Source organism: Actinoplanes sp. NPDC051470, assembly GCF_040682035.1.
In the GTDB taxonomy this organism is placed as follows: Bacteria; Actinomycetota; Actinomycetes; order Mycobacteriales; family Micromonosporaceae; genus Actinoplanes.
Window position 1 is genome coordinate 282,157 of the sequence record NZ_JBFBAA010000005.1, and the last position, 21,534, is coordinate 303,690.

Annotated in this window: 17 protein-coding genes; 8 read left to right on the plus strand and 9 right to left on the minus strand. The window is 67.9% G+C overall.

The features are described from left to right. Positions 1–562 precede the first annotated feature (562 nt). Together AB0M54_RS12470 and AB0M54_RS12475 are read right to left on the minus strand one after the other, a co-directional pair. On the minus strand, positions 563–871 hold the full coding sequence (locus AB0M54_RS12470; RefSeq protein ID WP_364470674.1) for a hypothetical protein: 309 nt from the start codon (positions 869–871) through the stop codon (positions 563–565). 59 nt (positions 872–930) lie between these two features. Next, positions 931–1,377 (minus strand): Hsp20/alpha crystallin family protein, encoded by a 447-nt coding sequence (locus tag AB0M54_RS12475; protein ID WP_364322160.1) that lies wholly within the window; start codon positions 1,375–1,377, stop codon positions 931–933. A 147-nt stretch (positions 1,378–1,524) separates the two neighbouring features. On the opposite strand from AB0M54_RS12475, the gene AB0M54_RS12480 reads away from it, so the two are divergent. From AB0M54_RS12480 to AB0M54_RS12500, 5 genes are all read left to right on the plus strand, one after another. Further along, positions 1,525–1,920: a hypothetical protein gene (locus AB0M54_RS12480; RefSeq protein ID WP_364470676.1), complete on the plus strand. Its 396-nt coding sequence runs from the start codon at positions 1,525–1,527 to the stop codon at positions 1,918–1,920. A 443-nt stretch (positions 1,921–2,363) separates the two neighbouring features. Beyond that, a complete protein-coding gene (locus AB0M54_RS12485; RefSeq protein ID WP_364470678.1) occupies positions 2,364–3,527 on the plus strand; it encodes a hypothetical protein in 1,164 nt (387 codons plus the stop codon). Between the two features lie 176 nt (positions 3,528–3,703). Continuing rightward, entirely contained in the window at positions 3,704–4,297 is a 594-nt protein-coding gene (locus tag AB0M54_RS12490) for a PadR family transcriptional regulator (protein ID WP_364470680.1), read from the plus strand. Continuing rightward, positions 4,294–5,025 carry an ABC transporter ATP-binding protein gene (locus AB0M54_RS12495; protein ID WP_364470682.1) on the plus strand — a complete coding sequence of 244 codons (732 nt, stop codon included), beginning with the start codon at positions 4,294–4,296 and terminating at the stop codon, positions 5,023–5,025. The genes AB0M54_RS12490 and AB0M54_RS12495 overlap by 4 nt, the downstream gene beginning before the upstream one ends. Before the next feature lie 30 nt (positions 5,026–5,055). Beyond that, on the plus strand, positions 5,056–6,879 hold the full coding sequence (locus AB0M54_RS12500; protein WP_364470684.1) for an ABC transporter permease: 1,824 nt from the start codon (positions 5,056–5,058) through the stop codon (positions 6,877–6,879). A gap of 56 nt (positions 6,880–6,935) precedes the next feature. On the opposite strand, the gene AB0M54_RS12505 is transcribed toward AB0M54_RS12500, so the two are convergent. The 3 genes from AB0M54_RS12505 to AB0M54_RS12515 all read right to left on the minus strand — a co-directional run bounded on the left by AB0M54_RS12505 (position 6,936) and on the right by AB0M54_RS12515 (position 10,459). Next, the gene (locus AB0M54_RS12505; RefSeq protein ID WP_364322148.1) at positions 6,936–7,286 is read right to left on the minus strand and encodes a cupin domain-containing protein; all 351 of its coding nucleotides are present in this window, start codon (positions 7,284–7,286) and stop codon (positions 6,936–6,938) included. Positions 7,287–7,426: 140 nt separating this feature from the next. Beyond that, the gene (locus AB0M54_RS12510; protein ID WP_364470686.1) at positions 7,427–8,197 is read right to left on the minus strand and encodes an alpha/beta hydrolase; all 771 of its coding nucleotides are present in this window, start codon (positions 8,195–8,197) and stop codon (positions 7,427–7,429) included. A gap of 48 nt (positions 8,198–8,245) precedes the next feature. Next, positions 8,246–10,459 (minus strand): ATP-binding protein, encoded by a 2,214-nt coding sequence (locus tag AB0M54_RS12515; protein WP_364470688.1) that lies wholly within the window; start codon positions 10,457–10,459, stop codon positions 8,246–8,248. 584 nt (positions 10,460–11,043) lie between these two features. On the opposite strand from AB0M54_RS12515, the gene AB0M54_RS12520 reads away from it, so the two are divergent. Further along, on the plus strand, positions 11,044–11,313 hold the full coding sequence (locus AB0M54_RS12520) for a hypothetical protein (protein ID WP_364470690.1): 270 nt from the start codon (positions 11,044–11,046) through the stop codon (positions 11,311–11,313). Positions 11,314–11,756: 443 nt separating this feature from the next. Here AB0M54_RS12520 and AB0M54_RS12525 read toward each other — a convergent pair whose 3' ends face one another. Further along, the gene (locus tag AB0M54_RS12525) at positions 11,757–12,155 is read right to left on the minus strand and encodes a CPCC family cysteine-rich protein (protein WP_364470692.1); all 399 of its coding nucleotides are present in this window, start codon (positions 12,153–12,155) and stop codon (positions 11,757–11,759) included. Between the two features lie 124 nt (positions 12,156–12,279). On the opposite strand from AB0M54_RS12525, the gene AB0M54_RS12530 reads away from it, so the two are divergent. Further along, positions 12,280–13,497 carry an ISAs1 family transposase gene (locus tag AB0M54_RS12530; RefSeq protein ID WP_364470694.1) on the plus strand — a complete coding sequence of 406 codons (1,218 nt, stop codon included), beginning with the start codon at positions 12,280–12,282 and terminating at the stop codon, positions 13,495–13,497. A 10-nt stretch (positions 13,498–13,507) separates the two neighbouring features. Here the strand turns inward: AB0M54_RS12530 and AB0M54_RS12535 are convergent, their stop codons facing one another. From AB0M54_RS12535 to AB0M54_RS12545, 3 genes are read right to left on the minus strand one after another with little or no spacing between them, the layout of a single operon-like run. Then, positions 13,508–13,756, minus strand: a complete 249-nt coding sequence (locus AB0M54_RS12535) for a hypothetical protein (RefSeq protein WP_364470696.1) — start codon at positions 13,754–13,756, stop codon at positions 13,508–13,510. Positions 13,757–13,793: 37 nt separating this feature from the next. Then, positions 13,794–14,144 (minus strand): hypothetical protein, encoded by a 351-nt coding sequence (locus AB0M54_RS12540; protein ID WP_364470698.1) that lies wholly within the window; start codon positions 14,142–14,144, stop codon positions 13,794–13,796. A 53-nt stretch (positions 14,145–14,197) separates the two neighbouring features. After that, positions 14,198–20,251: a polymorphic toxin-type HINT domain-containing protein gene (locus tag AB0M54_RS12545; RefSeq protein WP_364470700.1), complete on the minus strand. Its 6,054-nt coding sequence runs from the start codon at positions 20,249–20,251 to the stop codon at positions 14,198–14,200. Positions 20,252–20,825: 574 nt separating this feature from the next. Between AB0M54_RS12545 and AB0M54_RS12550 the strand changes: the two genes are divergently transcribed. Further along, positions 20,826–21,506 (plus strand): hypothetical protein, encoded by a 681-nt coding sequence (locus AB0M54_RS12550; RefSeq protein WP_364470702.1) that lies wholly within the window; start codon positions 20,826–20,828, stop codon positions 21,504–21,506. Positions 21,507–21,534 lie beyond the last annotated feature (28 nt).

The window sequence follows — 21,534 nt, forward strand, 5'->3', positions numbered from 1 at the left end:
TCCGCGTCAGGGATGTCCCCGCCGGTCGAAGCTGCCCGCCGACGGTCCACATCGATCTCCTTACCGACTAGTTGGTTGGTAAGCGCCAGCTCCGTGTTGCTCATGCGCGTGTGGCGTGTCAGCCTCACCTCTCGTCGAGACCGGTGGTGATCTTGCTGTACACGTCGTTGGCGGTGATCCGGCCGTTGTGGATCCGGTAGAGGTCAAGCCCCTGCAACACCGTGCCGCCTTCGGCGGGGGCCACCGCTCGCAGACCACCCGGTGGCCGGCCGCCCAGACGTGACCGAGGATCGGGCTCGGGCCCATTTGGCGGCTTCCTCCCGGCCGCGAACAACGCGCGCCGGCCCGTCGCAGGCGTTCGGCAGTACTTCACGTTGGACCATGAACCAGACAACGGCTGGACAGCTTCACGGTGGACATGCCGAGGTCCCGCTGGACCACACCGCTGACCTGCGTGTCGAGTTCTCGCCGGCGGGCATCCGGAAGGGCCGTCCCCAGTCCCGCCGTGGTGGTGAAAGAGAGGCCGCCACCCGAACCGGGTGGCGGCCTCGCGGGTGGGACTTCACGGTGGCGGTCGTGGATCAGTGCTGGTAGCGCCGGGTTCGTGCTCGCGGGGCCGGGTCGGCGATGGTGACGGCGGGTCCGACCCGGGGTCTGGCGGGGCGGGTGGGGCTGCGGAGGGTGGTGCAGGGGGTGACGGAGGCGCGGGCGGCGCGGGCGGTTCGGTGAAGTTGGCGCCGATCAGGGCGTCGAACTCGCCGCGGACCAGGTCGGGGTCGCCGCTGATGAGCTCGGTGAATTCTTCGTCGAACCCGCGGTCCCATTCCGGGGACAGCGCTGTGCCGGCTTGCGCTGTGGGATTGCTGATCATGTCGGTCACCACCCGCCGCAGTCGTCCTCAGTGGGCAGCTGACGTGACGAACCGTCAGGTCAGCCGTTGATCACTTTCTGCTCACTGTCCTGACGCCCGGTCACGCTGATCTTGCGGGGCTTGGCCTTCTCCGCGATCGGGATCCGCAGCACCAGCACGCCGTTGTTGTAGGCGGCGTCGATCCGGTCCGCGTCCAGGGCGTCACCCAGGAACAGCTGCCGGGAGAACACGCCCGACGGCCTCTCACTGACCTGCGGTGTGGCGTCATCTCCCAGGTCGATCGGGCGTCGCTCCGCTCGCACGGTGAGCACATTGCGTTCCACGTCGATGTCGATCGCGTCGGCGTCCACGCCAGGCAGGTCGAACGCGAGCACGAACTCGTCGCCGTTGCGGAACGAGTCGACGGGCATCGCCGTCGGGCGTGACCAGGTCCCGGCGACCGTAGTGCCGAACAGTTGCTGGGCGAGCCGGTTGACCTCGGTGAAGGGTTCGCTGCGCATCAACATGGTGCCCACCTCCTGTGATCTCAACGTCAGAGTCAATGCGCGATAACTTGTTTTTAGCACGTCGTCCTTACGATGACAAGCATTTCGTCGTCAACCCGATGACGTAGCCCAGGGTCCGCGCTAACACCTCCGCGACGGGCACAGCCCTTGCCGACACTCTGCGGCCTCATCGAGGATCAAAGCCGCGATCGCCGCGATCCGAGAGGCCGCGAGCGAGGTCACGGCAGCTGGTCAGGCCAGCCCCAACGCACCGAGTTTCGCCGCTCAGCCCGCAACCTCGACGAGTACGAGCAGATGACCTCCACGTTCGTCGACCTCTATCCCGACGTCCCGGTACCGAAGTCGGCGTGGCAATGGGTAGAGTCCGCCCAATACCGCCTGATGCGTTCCGGCGCACACCGGGCGTTGTCATGCGTGGACCTGCTCATCTGCGCCTGTGCCGCTGTCCGCGGGCTCGTCATCCTGCACGACGACAACGACTTCGCAACCGCCGCACGGCACCTTCCCGACCTGGCCGAACGACGAGTCCACTCGCTTCCTTGACCTGCCGGCGAGACATCAGGCACGCGCGGCCTGGAACCCCGAATCATCACCGTTGTGAAAGAAAATTCGCCCCTCGCCGCCGCCCTCTTCAGCTGACACCACACCTCTGAACCGCGGCAATGTCCACGGACGACGCGACGAGACGACCGACACGTCGAGGGCGAACCCGAGGCACCGTCGGCCACCGCGCGAACGCCTTCGCCGCACGTCAGCCCGGCCGAACCGAACGGCTGGTCTCATACGGGACAGAGGCAACCACCTCGTGCAACTCCGCACAAGGGCGTGACCAGCGGCCCAGCAGCATGGGGTTCCCGCCTGGCCCCGCAGCAGGACAACGAGCGGATCGAATCCGCGCTTTCGTAGACACGTCGTGCACTCGTGGGGCGCCAGGGACTCGTACCCGGAACCTGTTTATTAAAAATCGGTAAAGGTAGATTTCGTTGGTGCCCACAGACGCGGCGAGGGTGATCGCCGGCCGTTACCGCCTGGTGCGGCGCCTGGGACGGGGTGGAATGGGCGTCGTGTGGCTCGCCCGCGACCGCGGGCAGATGGTCGGCTCGCCGGAGTATCTGCCGCCCGAGAGGGTCAGCGGCCGGCCCGCCACGGCCGCCGGCGACCTGTGGGCGCTGGGGGTCACCCTTTTCCAAACGGTGACCGGCCACTCACCGTTCCGCCGTGAGGATGTGCCGAGCACCTTCGCGGCCGTGCTTCACGGCCGCGTCGCCCGGCCGGCCGGCACCGACCGGCTCTGGCCGGTCCTGAAGGGACTGCTCGCGAAGGACCCGGCCCGCCGGTTGACCGCCGACCGCGCCGCAGAGCTGCTGGCGAAGGCGGGGCAGCCGGCCGCCGCGAGCCAGGCGGCGGCTCCGTCGTCTCCCGCGCTGACGTCGCCGTCGGCGGGCGGCACGGTGGCGAGGATCTGGTCGACACGGACGGTTCGGTGGGCAGGAATCCCGGTCGCGATCGCGGTGATCATCGCGGCCGCGCTGATCTGGGTGATGCCGGACGGGCGGGACCGCGGCCCACGAGGCGGCACGGCGGCCGCCCCGTCGCCGAGCACCGTGACATCGTCGTCGCCGGCCGTCCCGCCCGTGCGGAACCTGCCGCCGCCACCGCCCGGGTTCACCACCGTCACCTCCTTCAAGACGTTCGTCTTCGCCTTGCCCCAGCCGTGGGTGGAGGAGAACCTGGTCTGGGCCAATCAGGACGACAGCCGGGCGGGCTCGCTGTTGCGTGCGCGGCCCTCCGTCGAGACGCCGTCCGGGACGGACACGCGCATCTCGGCCGCCGCCTACCTGACGCTCGCGCACGAGAGAATGCCGAAGGGGTCCTATCACCGGATCCGCCTGACCGGCGTGGCGGTGCCGCCCGGCGCGAGCAGCGCGGCCGAATGGGAGTACACCAGCGTGCTTCCTCAGTACGTCGCGAAGCACGGGGAACGACGCTTCTCACACACCTTGACGAGGGCCTTGGCGCTTCCGACCGGGAAGATCATCATGCTCTCCGTCTCCGTCACGTCCGAGTCGGCGGAGGCGCTGGATCGCGACTGGCAACAGCATCGTCCGACGCTGACGCAGATCACCGGCAGCCTGCGACAGCTCGTCTGACCGCGTCCGTCGACGACCGTCAGGCGACGAGCGGCCCGCGAGCCGTTATCCAGGTTCTGTGGCGCCATGGGGCGCATCGGCCGGTGTGGTCAGGCGGCTCATGAATTGACAGTCGTGAGCATTGACCGCGTACCCCTAACGGTTTAGTGTCCAGCCTAACCGTTAGGGGGTGAGCGATGCCGGCAGCCGTGAGCGCGGCGAGCGGCCAGCCGTCGCCGGGAATCCAACTGGGCGTGGTGCAGGAAGTGCTGCTCGCCCTGCTGGCCAAGGAGCCATCGCACGGCTATCAGCTGCGCGCCGGCCTGCAACTGGCGCTCGGCCCGCTGGCCGACGCGCTCAAGGAGGGCCAGGTCTACGTCACCCTCACCCGGCTGGAGCGCGCCGGCCTGGTCAGCTCCGAGCGCGTCGGCCAGGCCAACCTGTCCGAGCGCAAGGTCTACACGCTCACCGCGGCCGGCCGACAGCGGGTCATCGACTGGCTGGCCGACACGAGCTGGCCCAAGCCGGCCCCGGCCGAGTTCCATCTGAAGCTGGTGGCTGCCGCGGCCGCCGGCCTGGGCGATCCACAGCGGATCGTCGACACGCAGCGGCACGCGGTGCTGGCCGAACTGGCCGCGGTGCAACGAGCGGCGCTGGCCGAGTCGTCCGGCTCGGCGGCCGGGCTGCTGCTGGAGGGCGTCGTGCTTCGCCTGCAGGCAGATCTGCACTGGCTGGAATCCTGCGCCCGATTCTGGACGAAACCCAAGAAGAGCCAGGAAGGGCGGCCATGAACGCGGTGCTGCGTACCCGCGATCTGCGGATGACGTACGGACGGGGCGCGGGACTCGTACACGCGCTGGAGGGTGTTGACCTTGAAGTCGCACCGGGCGAGACGGTGGCGGTGATGGGACCGAGCGGATGCGGCAAGTCGACGCTGCTGCAACTGCTCGGAGGGTTGCAACGCTCCAGCCGCGGGGAGGTCTGGGTCGACGGCCGGCGGATCGACGGCCTCGGCGAACGAGCTCTCGCCCGGCTGCGTCAGGGCACGATCGGCTTTGTCTTCCAGGCCTTCCACCTGCTGGACGAGCTCACCGCGGTGGAGAATGTGGAGCTTCCGGCGCTGCTGGCCGGCCGGTCACCGTCCGTCGCTCGCCGCCGCGCAGTCCAGTTACTGGACCGGGTCGGGCTTACCGAGCAGTCGGGGCGGCTGCCCGCCGCGCTCTCCGGCGGGGAGCGGCAACGGGTCGCGATTGCCCGGGCGCTGAGCAACGGACCCCTGATCGTGCTGGCCGACGAACCGACCGGCAACCTGGACAGCGCGTCCACCGCCGACGTGCTGCGGCTGCTCGACGGCTTGCGCTCGGAAGGGCAGACCCAGGTGATCGTCACGCACGACGCCCGGGTCGCGGCCACCGCGGACCGGCTGATCTCGATGCGTGACGGAGTGTTCGTCGAGGAGACCCGGCTGACCCACGGCACCGGCGGTCGGCTCAGCCAGCTCGCCGGTCTGGAGGGCTGAGCGATGGGCCGGGCCCTGTTGATCTTTCGGTTGGCGGCGCGTGACCTGCGGCGCCGGCCCGGGCAGGCGGCGCTGCTGCTGGTCGCGATCGCGTCGGCGACCACGACGCTGACCCTCGGGCTGGTGTTGCAGGGAGCGGGGCAGAAGCCCTATCAGAGCACCCGGGCGGCGACCGCCGGACCGGACGTCGTGCTCGGGCTCGCGCCACAGCCCGGCACTACCGTCGACCCCGCTGACCTGAGGAAACTCGTCAGCGAGCCGGGGGTGACCGCGTCGAGCGGGCCGTTCCCGTACACCGAGAAGGTGGTGACCGTCGGCGGTTTCTCGGTGCACGCCTGGCTTCAGGGCCGGGACACCAACACGGCGGCGGTCGACCGGCCGGCGCTGTCCGCGGGGCAGTGGACCCGGCCCGGCGGGGTCGTTCTGGAAGCCGGGTTCGCCGAGTCGATCGGCGCGGGAGTCGGCGACCGGATCGACATCGGCGGCCGCCGGTTCACGGTCAGCGGGATCGCGGTCATCGCGGCTTCCGGGCCGTACCCGAAAACGGGTTTCTCTCCGATCTTCTACGGTGATGCCAAACCCCCGCTGCCCGCCCCGGGCGGCGATCCCGGGCCGGCGCTCGGCGCGCCACCGCCCGACGGGTTCTACCTCGGCCCGGCCGGGCTCATCTGGCTGACCGAGGCGGACACCCGCGCCCTGGCCGGGCCGAGCACACTCGCCTACCTGCTCAATCTCAAGCTCGCCGACCCGGCCGCTGCGCCGGCCTTCGCCGCCACGCACATCTTTGTCACCGAGCAGGCCGTGCTGGCCCCGGCGACCTGGCAGGACCTCGAGGTCATCAACGGCTGGGTGCTCCGCAACAAGCAGTTCTCGCTGATGCTGGGCAGTTCGCTGCTGGTGCTGGTCGCGGTGGCCAGCATCGTGGTGCTGGTCGGCGGCCGGATGGCCGACCAGGTACACCGGGTCGGCCTGCTCAAAGCCGTCGGCGCGACCCCGGCGCTGGTCGCCGCGGTGCTGCTCGCCGAGCATCTCGCGATCGCCCTGGCGGCCGGCGGCGTCGGGTTGACCGCCGGGCGGTTGCTCGCCCCGCTGCTGTCCGATCCGGGCGCCGGGCTGCTCGGCCGAGCCGGCCCCCCGCCGTTCACGATGGGCACGGTCGCGGTGGTGGCCGCGGTGGCGCTGGGCATCGCGACGCTGGCGACCTTCGTCCCGGCGATCCGCGCCGCCCGGATCAACACCATCCAGGCGCTGGCGGGCACGGTCCGTCCGCCACGGCGCAACGCCCGGCTGATCGCGTTGTCGGCCCGGCTGCCGGTGGCGCTGCTGCTCGGGCTGCGGATCGCCGCGCGCCGCCCGCGCCGCACCTGGCTCGGCGTGTTCGCGGTGGCGGTGGCGATCACCGGGATCGTGGCCTCGCTGTCCGCCCGGGCGAATCGGCTGGTGGAGGCCGCGCCCGGCGTCGATCCGAGGGTTGCGATGACGCAGGGACTGCTGGTGATCAGTGTGATGCTGGCCGTGCAGGCGACAGTCAACGCGATCTGCGTGGTCTGGGCGACCACTCTCGACACCCGGCACGCGGCGGCGCTCGCCCGGGCGCTCGGCGCGACACCCGGTCAGGTCAGCGCCGGGTTGTCGGCGGCGCAACTGCTGCCCGCGCTGGGCGGCGCGCTGCTCGGTGTGGCCGGCGGGCTGGGCCTGGCCCAGGTCCTGGACGACGACGCGCTGGCCGTCCCGCCGCTGTGGCAGCTGGGCGCGGTCGTGCTCGGCACGGCGCTGGTCATCGTGGTCTGCACCGCGATGCCGGCCCGGATCGGCGCGTCCCGCCCGGCCGGCGAGGTGTTGCGGGCCGCTTGAGGGACCGGGCTGCTTCACCGCATGCGGGGCGGCTCAACGGCATCCTGCGGCCCGGGTCAGGTTCTGCTCCAATCCGGTTTGCCGCCGGCGGCGGTCGAGGTCACCTCCGGGCCGATCAGCAGGAAGTGGGCCTCGTCCCCGTCGACGCGGGGGCAGTGCTCGACCCCGCGCGGGATCACCAGCAGGTCACCTGGGAGCAGGGGCACGTCGCCGTCGCGCAGCTGGATCGTCATCTTCCCGGACAGCAGCAGGAAGGTCTCGTCCTGGTCGTCGTGCGCGTGCCAGTTTGTTGACCCGGTGCCTTTCGCCACCTTGAGCAGGTTGCCGTTGGCCGAGGCGAGCACCCGCTGGGACCAGAACTCGGTGAGGCCGGCCGCTTCCCCGGCCACCGCGTATTTCGTGAGCATGCACCCATCCTGCCGCCGTGGCCGGCCGGGCGGCAGTGGAAGGAATGACCAATGCCGCAAGGATCCTCACACCGTACGACCTCCGGGTGGTCGCCCCGCGTCGGCCGACTCGGCCGGCCGGAGGTCGGCAACACCCGCGATCAGCGTCCGACGACCGCTGTCGGCGCGCCCGCGAGCAGGGCGGCCAGTTCCGCCGGGTAGACGAGGTGAGGGAAGTGCCCGCCGGGCAGGACGGTGACCCTCATCCATTCGTCGTACGGGTGAGACGGCTCGGCCGACAGCACCCAGTGGTAGCCAATGCCACGTTGTGCGATCGCGCGCAGTTCGGCGCGGCGCGCGTCGTCGACGACTTCGTTGGGGTTCCGCAGAATGTCGTCCCAGTAACCAAGGAGCTGGTCGGCGTGGGGTACGCAGGACTCCACCAGTTCACGCCCTTCCGCGGGCAGCGAGGCCACGCCCATGCCGGCCAGCAGCCGGTCCCACACCTCCGTGCGCCAGCGGGGCCCACGCAGTGCGGGCTCGGAACGGCGTACCAGATTACCGAAGGGACCCAGCGTCAGCGGCTGGTCGAGGTTCACCACTTCGCGCGCGGGAAACCGGGCGGCGTACATCGTAGCCAGCACACTGCCGGCCGAATGCCCCACGACGGTCGGAGTCCGCAGGCCAGCGCTGGTCACCGCGCCGTGGACCAGGTCCGCCAGGGTGGTGGTGTGATAGCCGACATGGCGCGACTCACCGTGACCCGGCAGGTCGAGAGCGAGAACCCGGCGCCCCGGGTCGACCGTGGCCAATTCGCGCAGCAGCGGTTGCCATTGCCGCCGGTCGAAGGTCAGGCCGTGCAGCAGTACGAGCGGAGCACGCTCGTCGGCGTCACCGGTCAGGGTTCCCGCCAGTTGGTCGAAAATCGTCATAACCACAAAGGCGTAACACCGCAGCGTACGAATTGTTCGTTGCCCGCTTCACAGCCGCCAGCGCTCCGGCCCACCCGCGGCGGCCTGGTAGCGCAGCGAGGAGCCGGTGCGGATCGACGCCTGCAGGTGCGCGCCGGCCAGCGGCGCGAGCGACGAGATCCGTTGCAGGGCGGTACGGACCGCACGCGTGACGTTGACCCGGGCGCGCTCTGCTTCGGTGCCCTGTTGGCGAATGCGGCCGCCGAGCCCCGTGGCGTGGCGCAGTTCCCGCACCAGCGCCGAGCGTTCCGCGATCAGTCGGGCGGCCAGGTCGGCGTCACCCGCCCGGTCGGCGGCCGCCAGCCCTTCCTCGATCCGGGCGAGCCGATGACGGAACGCGGCGCGGCCCGTGTCGTCGAGTACGGGATCGGTGGCCGGTGCCCGGAGTCCGGCACCGCCGGCGGCCAGATCGAGCGCGGTGATCTCGCGTCCCGCAGCCGCCAGCAACGCGCGCAGGTGCCGCATGCCGAGGCTGTCGCGGACTCGTACAGTTTCGGCGTCAGCCTCCAGCTGCCAATCCGTACCGTCCCGGCGCAAGATCCACTCCTCGGTGGTTGGCGAGCCGAGGCCCAGGCGTCGAGTGATGTCGCGCGCCCGGTCGGCGTCGCCAGGCCGGCCACGAGCGGCCAGGATCGAGGCCAGCCACGGCAGTGCACCCAGCCGTTCGGCGGTCTCGGCGGCCCGATCGAAATGACCAGCGGCGACGTCCAGGAGTCCCTGGCGTACCGCCAGCCGGCCGAGGTACTCGTCGACCGGCCCGACGATCATGTTGGCGCCGCCCCAGACGACCAGGCGGCCGGCGTACGGTTCGAGGGCCTGGTAAAGCGCCCGCGTCGAGGGCTCGGCGGCGCCGAGCGAGGCCACCAGCGCCAGGTCCGCGGCGGCTCCCAGCCAGCGAGGACCGTCGCCGGCCAGCACCGCGGGCAGCAGCCGGTCGAGTTCCAGCAGCGCCTCGGCAACCTGTCCCGTCTCGGCCATCGCTCGCGCCGCGGTCGCCTCATAGAACTGCCCGGGGAAGCGTCGCGCCATTTCCATCAGCGGTGGGATGTGGTCAGCGCCCGTGCCGCGCAGCAGGGCAAGCCACCCGGTCAGCGTCGCCGTGAGGCGATCTGTGTCGACGAGCCCGATCCGGCGGCCCTGCTCGGCGACCTCGCGGGTCAGCGATTCGGCCAACGCGAAGCGGCCGCGAACGATGGCGAGTACGGCCTGCCGCGCCAGGACGACGACTCCGGCTTCCGGATCGCCGTCCAGCTCGCCGGCTCTGCCGTAGGCAGCGAGCGCCGCCTCGGCGGCATCGAGCTCGCCTTGCTCGGTGAGCGCGATGAACCGCCAGAACGTGCCCCGGCGCTCTGTTGCGGCATCGCCGGCGGCGCGGGCGCAGCCGACGATTTGCGAAGCGACGGTGAGACGTTCAGCGGCAGCCGCCGGGTCCCAGAGCGCATGCAGACGGCAATCGAGGACCTCGGCGGTCACACCCGGGTCGCCGGCGGCCCGTGCCAGCGCGGTGGCCTCGTCGATCAGAGCCCGGCGCCGGCCGGTCGTGGACTGGTCGCCGAGCAACTCGCGGGCGAGGCGGGCAAGTACCCGAGCCCTGACCATAGATGGCAGGGGGCGCGCCGCCGCCTCCTCCAGGAGCCGGACCAACGCCACGTCACGGTCGAGGAACTGGGCTCGCGACGCGGTGGTGAGCGCCAGTTCGACCAGGGTGTCGTTCGTTTCCGGGTCAGTCACCTGCGCGGCGAGTTCGAGTGCTGTCCCCGGCCAGCCCGCGGACGCCAGCCACAGTGCGTGGATCGCGTCCGGCGGCAGGCCCGATACGAGTGTGGTCAGCTCGGCCGGAGTCAGCGGTGCCAACCTCAGGTCCACGGCGTGGCCCGGCGGCTGCCCGGTGACAGTGACCAGTACCGCGGTGGGACTGGATGACAGCTGCGACGAGCGTTGCCGTAACTCGGCGACGACGTCCGCGCCACTCCAATCAAGATCGTCGCAAACAAGCAAGCGGGGGCCGTCGCCATCACCGTGGTCGTCCCAGGCAGGCCGGCCGAAGGCCCGGTTGACCCGCAGGCCGCGCCCTCGAGCCTCACGCACTGCCGCGTCGGCGATCGCGGTCTTGCCCGACTTTGGCGGGCCACTCACGGTCAGGTGGCCGCTGATGCCCGCCGCGACGTCGTCGAGCAGCCGACGCACCGCGGCGAGCTCCCGCGTTCTGCCGATCAAGGACACAGGCCGATCTTTACACCTCGGGTTGACCCGTCGGCGGTCACCTGGCCTTGCGGCGCCAGCGCGGAGAAGCGCGACGAAGGAGGTCGTGGGTGTGCAACTCTCCCCCAAAGCGCGTTTCCGCAGCTCAGCGGCATATGCTTGAGCTCGCCGGGCGGTCGAACACGCGGGCATCGACCAGCTCGACTGGGTCCGCCGCACCCTCGACGCGCTGGACCGCGGCGAAACACCGCCGCCGCCGTTCCACTCGAAGAAGCGGCAGCCGACCGCGCCTTAGATGAGGGCACAGGTGAGGTCGCCGAGGTCATCGACCTGGCCCGCCACGACACCGGCGACAACAACTTCAACGTCGTCGTCAACGACGACCATCCCGGCGGACTCCCGGACGGGCTGATCACGGTCCTGCGATCGAACACTCACTGAAATCGGTAGCAATGCCGACGATCACCCGAGCCGCTAAGCCAGGTCATTTAGCCTACGACGCAACCTCTGGCAGGCCAATAATGGCACCGGATAGGTCGGCCAACCTACGGAGTAGCCATCCGTACCGAAGGTCAGCCCAACCTGCCCGTGGCGGCACCGCCACCATGGCCGACGACCCCGACCTCAACCGGCACGTGGCCCATTTCCTGCTGAAACAGAACGAGATCGCCGGCCGCATCGTCGACGCCATGATGGCCAAAGACCTCCACGGCATGAACGCCGCCACTCACGAGCTCGCGGACCTCAAGGCGGCACACCAAGACCTCGCCGACGACATCGCCAAGTACGGGGCCAACACACGCACGCCAGCCGCACCCCAGGCCCCAGCACTCGAACCCGCGAAGCCGCGCCGCGCCCGCACGCCGAGCAAGTAGACGCAGCAGGGAGCAACTCGGCGTAGCCGAGGCGACCGATTGGCTAAGAAAAGCTATACAGGATCAAGAAGGCCCGACCTACGGCCGGGCCTCGCGTACGCGCTCCTGGCCTACGGCCGCGCACGCACGCCCACCGAAGCGGACCGTCCACCAGAACGCCCACGTAGCCAGCTACACACCTGCCGTGACACAGGCGCCCCGTGATGGTCGCTTAACAGGACAGTCACCGATGGTGGCGCTGGCGGTCGGCGCCCACCGTTGCGCGATAGGCCACGCAAGCCTAAGGCGGAATGAGCCCGGCCGACATTGCATCGATACATTTGCATGCATGCCAGACAGTTGACAGCAACCGTGACAGCAACCCAGACGACCAACCATGCCCGCCGAAACACTGTGATGCCGAGCGACAACGCACCGCAACAGCACGCCCATAATGCGAACCATCACATCAATTGCATGCGCCGTACGGCTACTCCGTCATCAATCGGCGCCTCGAATCCCGCCGCCAGTAGGTTGGCCTCCACCAAAAAAAGGACGGTTCCATCCTGCGGCCACGGAGTTGCTTGGTCGTTTAGGTTCTCGAAATTATCCGTCTCCAAGTCAACCGGCCGGAAACCAAGTTCCTTGAGCCTACCTTCGAGTCCACGTCGAACAGGTTGATCAAATTTGCGCTGTGATTCAACAAGGGAATCCTTGTTGGCGCCACTACCCAGGGTCGGCCAGCGAAGCTGCACAAGATCGTCTTCCCAATCACAAACTGGGCAAATTTGGTGCGAACCTGGCGGTTCCTCAAGGACTAGATGCCCACAACACACGCACGGAAACTGGGACGCCGATCCCATCACGGCACCCCCCGGGCCCCCCGGGCTATCTTCCCTGATCGACCCCGTTGTTGACCAACTCGCTGATCTGGCCCTATGGGAGGCCGAACTCTCGGCCGGCCCTACAGCGGCCGATCCGTTGGCGGTGGCATCGTCGCTGCTGCAGCGGTTGCGGCAGGTGCCGGACCCGCGCCGGTTGCGAGGGTTGCGGCATCCCCTCGTCGTGATCCTGATCCTGATCCTGACTGCCTGCGCCACTTTGGTCGCGGGAAACGACGGTGTGACCGGGATCCGGCAGTGGGCCGCGCGGACCCCGCAGGATGTCTTGGGCCGTCTCGGTGCCCGACGTAACCCGCTGACCGGCCGGTATGTGGTGCCCAGCGAACGGACGTTCCGGCGGGTCCTGGCCAGCGTGGACGGTGATGCATTGGACGCGGCGACCTGCGGCTACGCCGCCGAGGTGGTCACCGGTGACGCACCGCGACCGGTGATCGCCTGCGCCGATGACGAGCCGGTTGAGCGTGAACAACACCGCGCCAAAACGCGGGCTCTGACCCACCCGACGCCGGCCGGTCTGCTCCCGGCCGCCGCGATCGACGGGAAACCGCTGCACGGCACCCGCACGCAGACCGGTCAGGTGTTCCTGGTCGCCGCGGTCACGCACCAACACGCAGTGATCCTGGGGCAGCGTCAAGTGCCGGACAAACGCGGCGAGAACACGGTGATCGCCGACCTGCTCGCACCACTGGACGTGGTCGGCATGCTGCTGACTCTCGACGCTCTGCACACCACGAAGAAGACCGCGCGGCTGATCACCGGAGAGCTACAAGCTCACTACCTGCTGGTCTTGAAGGGCAATCAACCACTCGCCCTGCAAGCCGCGCAGGCACTGCTGTCCGGTACCGACACCGCGCTCACCGACCGCATGAACACCACCGACGATCGGGGGCACGGACGCACCGAACACCGGACGATACGTGTCGCAGCCTGTGACGACACGTTGTTCCCCGGGGCCCGGCAAGTGTTCCGGCGACGCCGCGACACCGGCGGCCTGGACGGCGTGCGCACCAGCAAGGAAATCATCCACGGCATCGTCAGCATCACCGCCGACCAAGCCGGACCTGAGCACCTCAACGCCTATGCCAGAGGTCACTGGGCAGTGGAAAACGGCCTCCACTGGACTCGCGACGTGGCCTTTCACGAAGACGATTCCCAGCTCAGGACCGGTGCGGCTCCACGCAACCTGGCTGCCTTCCGCAACTTGGCCCTGAACACCTTCCGCCTCGCCGCCCGCGCCAACATCGCCCACGCCCGCCGCGATCTACACGACCGCGCCGACACCTTCGCCGTCTACGGCATCTAACAAACCATGATCAAACTAGACATAGAAGAACAACGCCGGGGCCGTGGGCTTGTAGCCAGTCACGATAGACGGACTTTGTCGCAGCATGTTCGGCTGGCGTGGGCGCGACCGTCGTGCTTGACGCTGCGCGGCTCTTGTAGTTCGGCACGTTGTGCTTCGCCCACACGTCAAGCACTGCGTGATGATTCTCGAGACCTGCGTGGTTATGGGTGCCAGTCATCACGCCAACCGTGACGGCAACGAGGGCGTACGTAGGCATCCACCTACGCACATTAGGATCCCACCGTCACTATCCGTCACGAATCCGATGGCGGATGCACCTCTCGATTCTGCGGATTGTACGTCGTGAGTCTGTGCCTGCTCGCCAACCTTCGCAACACTGGCGCGACCTCTTCACTCCGCGAATAGGCGAGGTTTGCGATGACACACTCGGGAGTCCTGTACAGCGGGGACGTCCACGGAGATTCCTCGATGTTCTCCTCCGTTAGATCACCAAACGCTGCGACTACCTCGGCAAAAAACTCATCGATTGCGGGCACCGCTGGCACAACACCATCCTCGCCGTCAGTGACGCGGTCATAGATCTCCGCGGCGCGATCAGGGGTGGACTGCTCATCCTCGTGCCAGAAACCTAGATCGAAGCTCACCGTATCTCCTCATCGACGCTTGACACGCCTCTTAGCAGGCACGCCGCCTCATACTACCGATCGATCCATACGTCGAACACGCCAACCAATGTACGGCCATCCTTGGTCGCCACAGTGTTCCCCGGTGTATTCAACCAGCTATCGAATGCCCGCTGAGAAGGGCTCCGCTTTGCAGATCCACCCTTCGTTTCTATTCCGTACCACTGGCCGTCAATTTGTACGGTCCCGTCATACTTCCTCACACCAACGCCTCGAACCGACACCCCTGTTTCCCCACGATGGACGATGGCACCGTCCATTTCAAGATGCTCCCAGGCTGTTACCTCGTCGGCAGCACCATCGCGTCCCGGCTCACCATTACGTTTAGCGAACTTGCCATCCACCGAGCGCGGAGCGCCTCCTCCGCAGTTGTGCACGAGTACGGGGGTGTTGCCGGCGAGTACATAGTACGTGTGGACGGTGTCGACGGTGAGGTCGTACATCTTCGCGGGGCGACCGAAGTTCCGAACTGTTGCCGCGGCAGCCCGCCCTCGGCCGGTGGTTTTCAGGTGTTCGCCGGCCTTGAGTTGGCCAGCGGGGACCCACTTGCGGCGTGTGAGACTCCAGAAGGGATGGTGCTGGGTGGTGTGCACCGTTACTACGCCGTCGTTGGTGACAATGGTCAGGTCGGTGAGGTAGACGTCATCGTTTGTGAAGAGCCGGTTGACTCGGCGCTCGGTGGTTTCGCCAGTCCGAGGGTCGGTGGCCAAGACTCGGTCGCCTACCTCGACCTGAGATATCGGCTTGGCTGTCCCGTCGGCCATCAGTACTGGCGTGGATGCGGCGAAGCTGTGGCAGGCCGGCAATTTTGGAGCTTTGGTCAGAAGACGGCCGAGGCCCTCGCTTGCGACTATCGATCCTACGAAGAAGATGATGTGGCCCGCGCACGCTTCCGCGGACGCGTCGGCGGTGCATCCGATCGTTTTGGTGGCCCGGCCGCAACCGCCTCCAGGATCGTCGAGCGCTATGTTGAGAAAGCTGCACTGACTGATATCCCTGACGAACTTGAGCTGCTCCACGCCGGTCGCGGCCAGTCTTTTGCAACTTTCCCAGCCCTGGAACGATGTGGCGCATTGAATGTTGTCACGGGCCTGTTCCACGGTCCCGGCGGCCGTGTTTTCTATGTCGCTGGTGATTGCTTTTTCCAAATCATTGTTGACCTGGATGTCGCGCCTTGAGTTCGAGGAGCCGTGGCTGGTCGATCTCTTGTGAGGACTGCCGTAGTCCGGCAGCTTTTGCATAGCTTTTCGTTCGTCGTTGTAGCGGGGGTCTTTGCCGGCGAGGCCGCTGGGGTCGGAGAGGGTGATGGGGTTGTTGCCGGCGTAGGTGTAGCCGCCGAGTTGGTTGGGGTCGGTGGTTTGCAGGAGTGGGTCGGCGCTGATGAAGCGGCCGAGGGTGGGGTCGTATTTGCGGGCTCCGAGGTTGGTGTAGCCGGTGGTGGTGTCTTTGGGGGCGCCGAGGTAGCCGCGTACGGGGTCTGGCCAGATGGTGGGGTTGGCGGTGGTACGCGGTTCGCCGTAGGGCTTGAACTGCTGGCGGGCCAGGGCCTGAGTGGTGGTGTCCATCGCGACGGTCGAGGTGCCGTGCGGGTCGCTGAGCAGGTAGTGGTTGCCGGCGTCGGGGAGGGTGGATCGGATCGCGGCGGCGCCGCCGGCGTGGGTGATGGTTCGAGAGGCGCCGAGGATCGTCTTGGGCGTGGTGGTGGTGTCGACGACGATCTGGGTGTTACCGGCGAACAGGGTGGTGCGGCCGGGCTCACGACGGATCAGCTGGTTGCCGTCGGCGTCGTAGAGGTAGGTGGTGGATTGCGGGTTGGCGCCGGTGGTGGCTACTTCGTCCAAGCGGCCTTCGCGATTCCAAGTGAGGGCTTGGCCGGGGCTTCCGTCGGCAGGGGTGCGGGCGACGAGTTGGCCGGTGGCGTTATATCGAAAGGTGCTGGGTTTTGATCCGCCGGTGGTGGCGGTTAGCGTGTCCGGCTGGACGCCGGTGCTGGCGCAGTTGACCTGGCAGCCGTGGATGTATGAGGTGGTGGTGTCGGCCCCGCCGGTTGTCGAGTGCTCGATGAGCTGGGTGCGGTTGCCGGTCTTGTCGTAGGCGAGGCTCTGCCAGTAGGAACCTGGTCCCGAGGCCAGCGACCCAGGCGGTGGCTGGACGGTCGCGGGGTCGGGGCATGCGCTGGCGGAGGTCCAGGCCTGGGTGAGCCGGGCGAGGGTGTTGTACCGGTAGCACTGGGCATCGGCGACAGTGTTGCCAGTCTCGGACTGCTCGTTGGTGATCGACAGCGGGTTGCCAGCCTGGTCGTAGGTGTAGCTGGTCTTGTCGACCTCGGGGCCGATGCCCTTTTCCCGGCTCAGGGTGCGGGTCTGCATCCGCCGGGTTTGGGCGTCGTAGGTGTAGCCGACCTTCGCTACCTGCCCGGTCGAGCCCATGGTGACCAGCGACGGAAGGCCGATCGGGTCGTAGGTGGTGGCGGTGACGTAGGCCTGAGCTCCGGAGGCGCTGACAGGCGACCCGAGCTTGGTGTAGCGGTAGTCGATCTTCTCGCCGCTCAGGTTGCCGACCGTGGGTTCGGTCTGGGCGGATAGCAGTTCGGTGTTGGGGGTGTACGCGAAGGATGTCTCGTACTGCACCGGCAGGGGACGTTCCACGGTGGGCAGGGAGAGCCGCTGCCCGAGGGGTTTGCCGAGGATCGAGTAGCCGGTGACGGCGACCGTGTATCCGCCGGTGACGCCGTTGACCCAGCGGGTCGCGGCGGTGAGCTTGCCGATGCGCAGGGTGTCGTAGGTCCAGGACGCGATCTTGAAATCCTGGCCGCGGTCGGTGGCCGTGAGTTTTCGGCCGAGCAGGTCGTAGGTGAAGTCATTCCAGTTGCCGCGGGCGTCGCGGGTCGAGGTGACGTTGCCCGCGTCGTCGTAGGTCGTGAGGCTGGTGCCGGTGTCGGGGTCGACGTGGCTGGTGATTCGGCCCCTGAGGTCGTAGTCATCGACCCATCGGGTGCCGGGGGCGCCGTTGTCGCCGGCTGGGCCGGTGGTGACGGTGTGCTGTCCCGCGGCGTTGTACTGGTAGGTGATGTCCTGGCTGCTGCCGCCGCTGGCGATGAATCCGCTCGTCCGGTTGCCGGTGAGGGCTGGCTGGGTGGTGTATTGCTGCAGGCGGGTGAGCTGACCGCGGGCGTTGGTGCTGCTGGTGGTGGCGACGCCACCTGTGGGAGGAATGACGGTAGTGGTGTCGCCGGTGTAGGCGGTGCGAGTGAACCACGTCTGCCGGTAGTTGTGCTGCTCGGTGACCTGGGTGGCGCGGCCGGCGGCGTCGTAGTCGGTGACGGTGTTCGACGGCAGGTCGACCTGGGAGATTCGGTCGGAGTAGAGCTGGTCCGCCGGCGCCCCGGTAACGGCGTAGGCATTGTTGGTGATGACGGTGCGGCCGTGTGAGTCGTACTGGGCGTTGGTGACCTTGGTGGTGTCGTTCTCGCCGTCGGTCTGCGTCTCGAGTGGACGCAGCAGAGCATCGAAGAGTGTTTTGCTGGTCGCGTAGAGAGGGTTTGTCGCATCCTTCGGTCGTTCGAGCAGGGTTTTGGTGGTGACGACGTTGGGGCTGTCGGCCGAGATCTTGTAGGTATAGATGAGGTTGGCCTCGGCACCGGTGGTCTTGTTCTTGTTCGGTAGCCACACGGCGGTGAGCCGGCCGAGCGCGTCGTAGGTGAGAGAGGTCTTTTGACCGGCAGCGTCGACCTTGGAGATGGGTAGTTGTCGGGCCTGTTCCATATCGACCGAGGAGAGGTGGCAGTCCTTGGACGAGACAGTGACTGCGGAGCAGTTCACCCCGGCAGCGGCCTGGGTGACCGTGTCGATTCGCTGTGGCAAGGCGCCGGCGGCCGGTGTGTATCTGGTGTAGGTCTTCTGGGCGAGGCTGGCCGTGGTGGTGCCACCGGCGGGTGTGGTCGAGTGCGGCGTACGCGTGGTGGTTATCGCGCGGCCGTAGTTGTCGTAGGTCGTCGCGGCCATGTCGATGAAGCCGCCGCCGGTGGCTCCGGACGCGCTTGAAGCCTGCTGAACCAGGGTTGGGTTGCCCTTGCTGGGCCGGGCCGGTGAGGTCTGGCCGTTGACCGCGAAAGCGTTGCCGTCGTACGACGTGCGGGTGTGCGAGACCAGGTTGCCGGAGGGGGTCGCGCCGGCGTTGGGGCAGTCCTGGTCGGTGGTGATGCTTTCGGCCGGGACGACGAGGGTGGTGGCGGCGCCGTCGAGGTAGCGGGTGAACATGCACTGGGTGATGTTGCCGGCGGCGCTGGTCTCGCCGCGGTCGGCGACCTGTGTTGTCATGCCGGTGGTGGTCTGTCCGAGGGTGGTGTTGTAGAAGGTGCCGGTCTCGGTGCGGCGCCACCCGTAGGACGCCTTCTGCCGGGTGAGTGACTTGATGGTGCGGACCATCTGCGCGGTTTGCGCCGGCATGCCGGTGCGGCTGCGGCTGGCGGTGGGGCCGATGATGGTCGGCACGGTGACGGTGGCGGTGTCGACGGTTCCGCCCACACCGTTGTAGGTGAGTGTCTCGAACTCCCGTCCCGCGTAGGAGTTATGGTCGGCTACCGTGACCTGCTGGTCTCCGCTGACGAGCGGCTCGGCGACGCGACTGCGGCCGTCGGGCAGGGTGTCACCGTTCATGCCGCGGAAGTAGATGGTCCTGGTCAGCGTCTTCTGGTCGTGGGTGTTGACGCCGTCGGTCTTGTGGAACACCGCCGGGTCGCCGGTGGTGACGTCGACCTCGGAGTAGCCGCGGAACTGACCCCACGTGCGGTATTTCTTCTTCACAAGCTCGTTGTCGTCGTAGTGCCAGCCGGGCTCGCCCGGGTAGCCGTACTCGGTGATGAGGGTGACGGGGCTGCCGTCGGCGTAGCGGTTGTGGCGGTCGAGGGTGGTGACCCGCTTGACCCGGTAGGTGTGGAACCAGTCGATCATCGGACGGGGCTGGCCGACCGGAGTCCAGTAGATCGGCTGGCAACCGGTGGTGTTGGTCGAGGCGAACCGCTGCGCCCGGGTGTCCTTGTCGTCGTCCGGATCACTTGCCGGCAGGTTCGGGCAGGCCGGCGCTTCGTAGTCGACGGTTGTCTCCGCACCGTACTCGGTGATGATGTTCTTGATCCTGTTGTGGTACATCGGCGAGTTGATATTGACGTCGACCCGGTTGGGCAGCTGTTCGGGATTGAACCTCACTGCGGGCAGCTCCAGGTCCGCGCCGGCTTCGCCGAGGCGGGACAGTCCGGTGCGCTGAATGCTGTCGAGCCACAGGGTGGGCGGGTGGTCGCCGCCGTCGGGGAAGGTCTGGGTCAACTCGTAGCGGTCGACGAGCTTGGTGGTGCCACCCGACTGGATCTGGGTGGTGATCGAGGCCAGCCGCTTGCGGGACCAGAAACTCGGTCCATGGTTCTGGCAGTTGGTCGCGGTGCGAGCGCAGTTCAGGTCGATCGGGGTGTCCGGCCAGTACTCCGGATGTGTGACGGTGAACTGGTCCTCGGCGCAGTCGTTACCGGCCGGTGCGTCCTTGATGCACCGTTCGGTGGTGTTGAAGAGCACCTGCGCCGGGGCGGTGGCGCTGTAGATCGTCGACGGGGTGAGGCCGTAGTCGATGCGGTAGAGATAGCCGCCGCGGGTGTACGGCGCCGCGTCACCCTTGGCGTTGGCACCGTAGAAGCCGGCTTCGGGCTGGTAGTAGTAGGCCATCGCGTTGCCGTTGAGGTCGACGACGTAGTCGAGGTTGAACCGGTAGCCAAGAGTGCAGGCGGTGACAGCGAACGCGCCGTCCGGGCAGTCGTCGACGCCGCCGTCGTGAGCCTGGTAAACGGGCACGGTGTAGACGGAGTCGGTGGTCTTCTGGTCGGTCCAGCCGGGCAGCCGGTTCAGGCCGAAGTAGTACTGCACCCCGTTCTCGGTGACCCGGAAGTACTCCTTGTTCCTGGTGTTGTTCTCGGCCCCGGTCAGGCTTTCGATCTTGGTGGTGGAGTCGTCGTCGGCCGGCCGGAAGGTGTTGGTGTCGTCGTCGTAGACGATCGGCGTGGACTGCCCGTTCAGCGACAAGGTCAGGATCTGGCCGTACCAGCACAGGTCGCCGCTGCCCTGCGGCGCGCCGGAGCCGTCGACCTCGCTGCACGACTGGTAGGAGCGTTCGATGAAGTTCTCGGTGGAACTCCAGCCGTCGCCGATCCATGACGACTGATTGTTGGTGCCGGCGGTCCGCGCGTCCTGGGTGGTCGAGTCGTAGCTGAGCGAGACGGCCGGGGCAACGCCGGCGATCGGCGGCGGCACCGCGATCGGGTAGCTGTAGGTGAACGCTCCGGTGTTACCGCCAGCTGACCAGGTTCCCCCCGGCGACAAGCTGGTCGCCTTGTAGTCACCGTCTGACCCGTCGGTTGTCGACGTCGCCGCGATCACCGTCGCGCCCTGGCCCGCGGCGGATACCGGAACTGTCGCGGTGAGCGGCGCCGTCGCCGCGGTGGGCAGCGGGGTCTGGGTCTGACAGTCGGACAGCTGCGGTGTCGTCAAGACGCAGGCGGGCATCTGCACGAGGTGCAGGCGGGATGCGTAGTCACCGCCGTAGGCGTGGCGGAAGGTCGCGGCGTCGACCTGCACGCCGACGCTGCCGGTGCCAGCGGTGGCGGTCACGCTGAACAGCACGCCCCGGATTCCGGCGGCCTGGGCGGTGTTCTGGTCGGTCGTGGCCACGCGCACCTGCTGTGGCGCGGCGCCGATGCGTGGTCTCGAGACCGAGATCGGCGTCTTGCCGGCTCGTACGGGGGCGGCGTCGGCCTCGCGGCCGTCGGCCTTGCCGGCCACGGGCAGACTCACCGTTACCTGCTGGGCTCCGGGCAGGGCCGCGCTGCCGCCGGGCGTGAACGTCGGGTACGCGGGCAGCGGTGTGACCTTCGCTGGTTTGCGCGGCGGGGACAGCTTCATCGGCGGAGTCGTCGGCGGCGCCGGGATGCCCGGCGTAGCCGGTGCCGCGGTGGCTGGCTGCCCGACGGTGAGGCTGGTAGCCACCAGGAGAGCGGTGATCGCGACTGCGGTGAGACGCCGCCTTCGGCTCTGCATCCTTTTCCTGCCAACGATGGTGGACAGCATGAGCTCCCGCCTTCTCCGTGTGTACCGCACCGCGACAGATCCATGCCGGACGATCTCCAGCGCGGCGCGCTCAGGTTACGGTCCACAGTGGCTCTCGCGCTGTCCGAGTTTGCTCCGTAATGGACTTTTGAAGCCGAGATTCCTCTCTGTGATTGAAACCACACTCTCCGCTTTCGGCATCATGAGGGTCGATCTCATCGCTCGCAGCGGATGACAATGACGACCCGGTCGCGTCGGTGGTG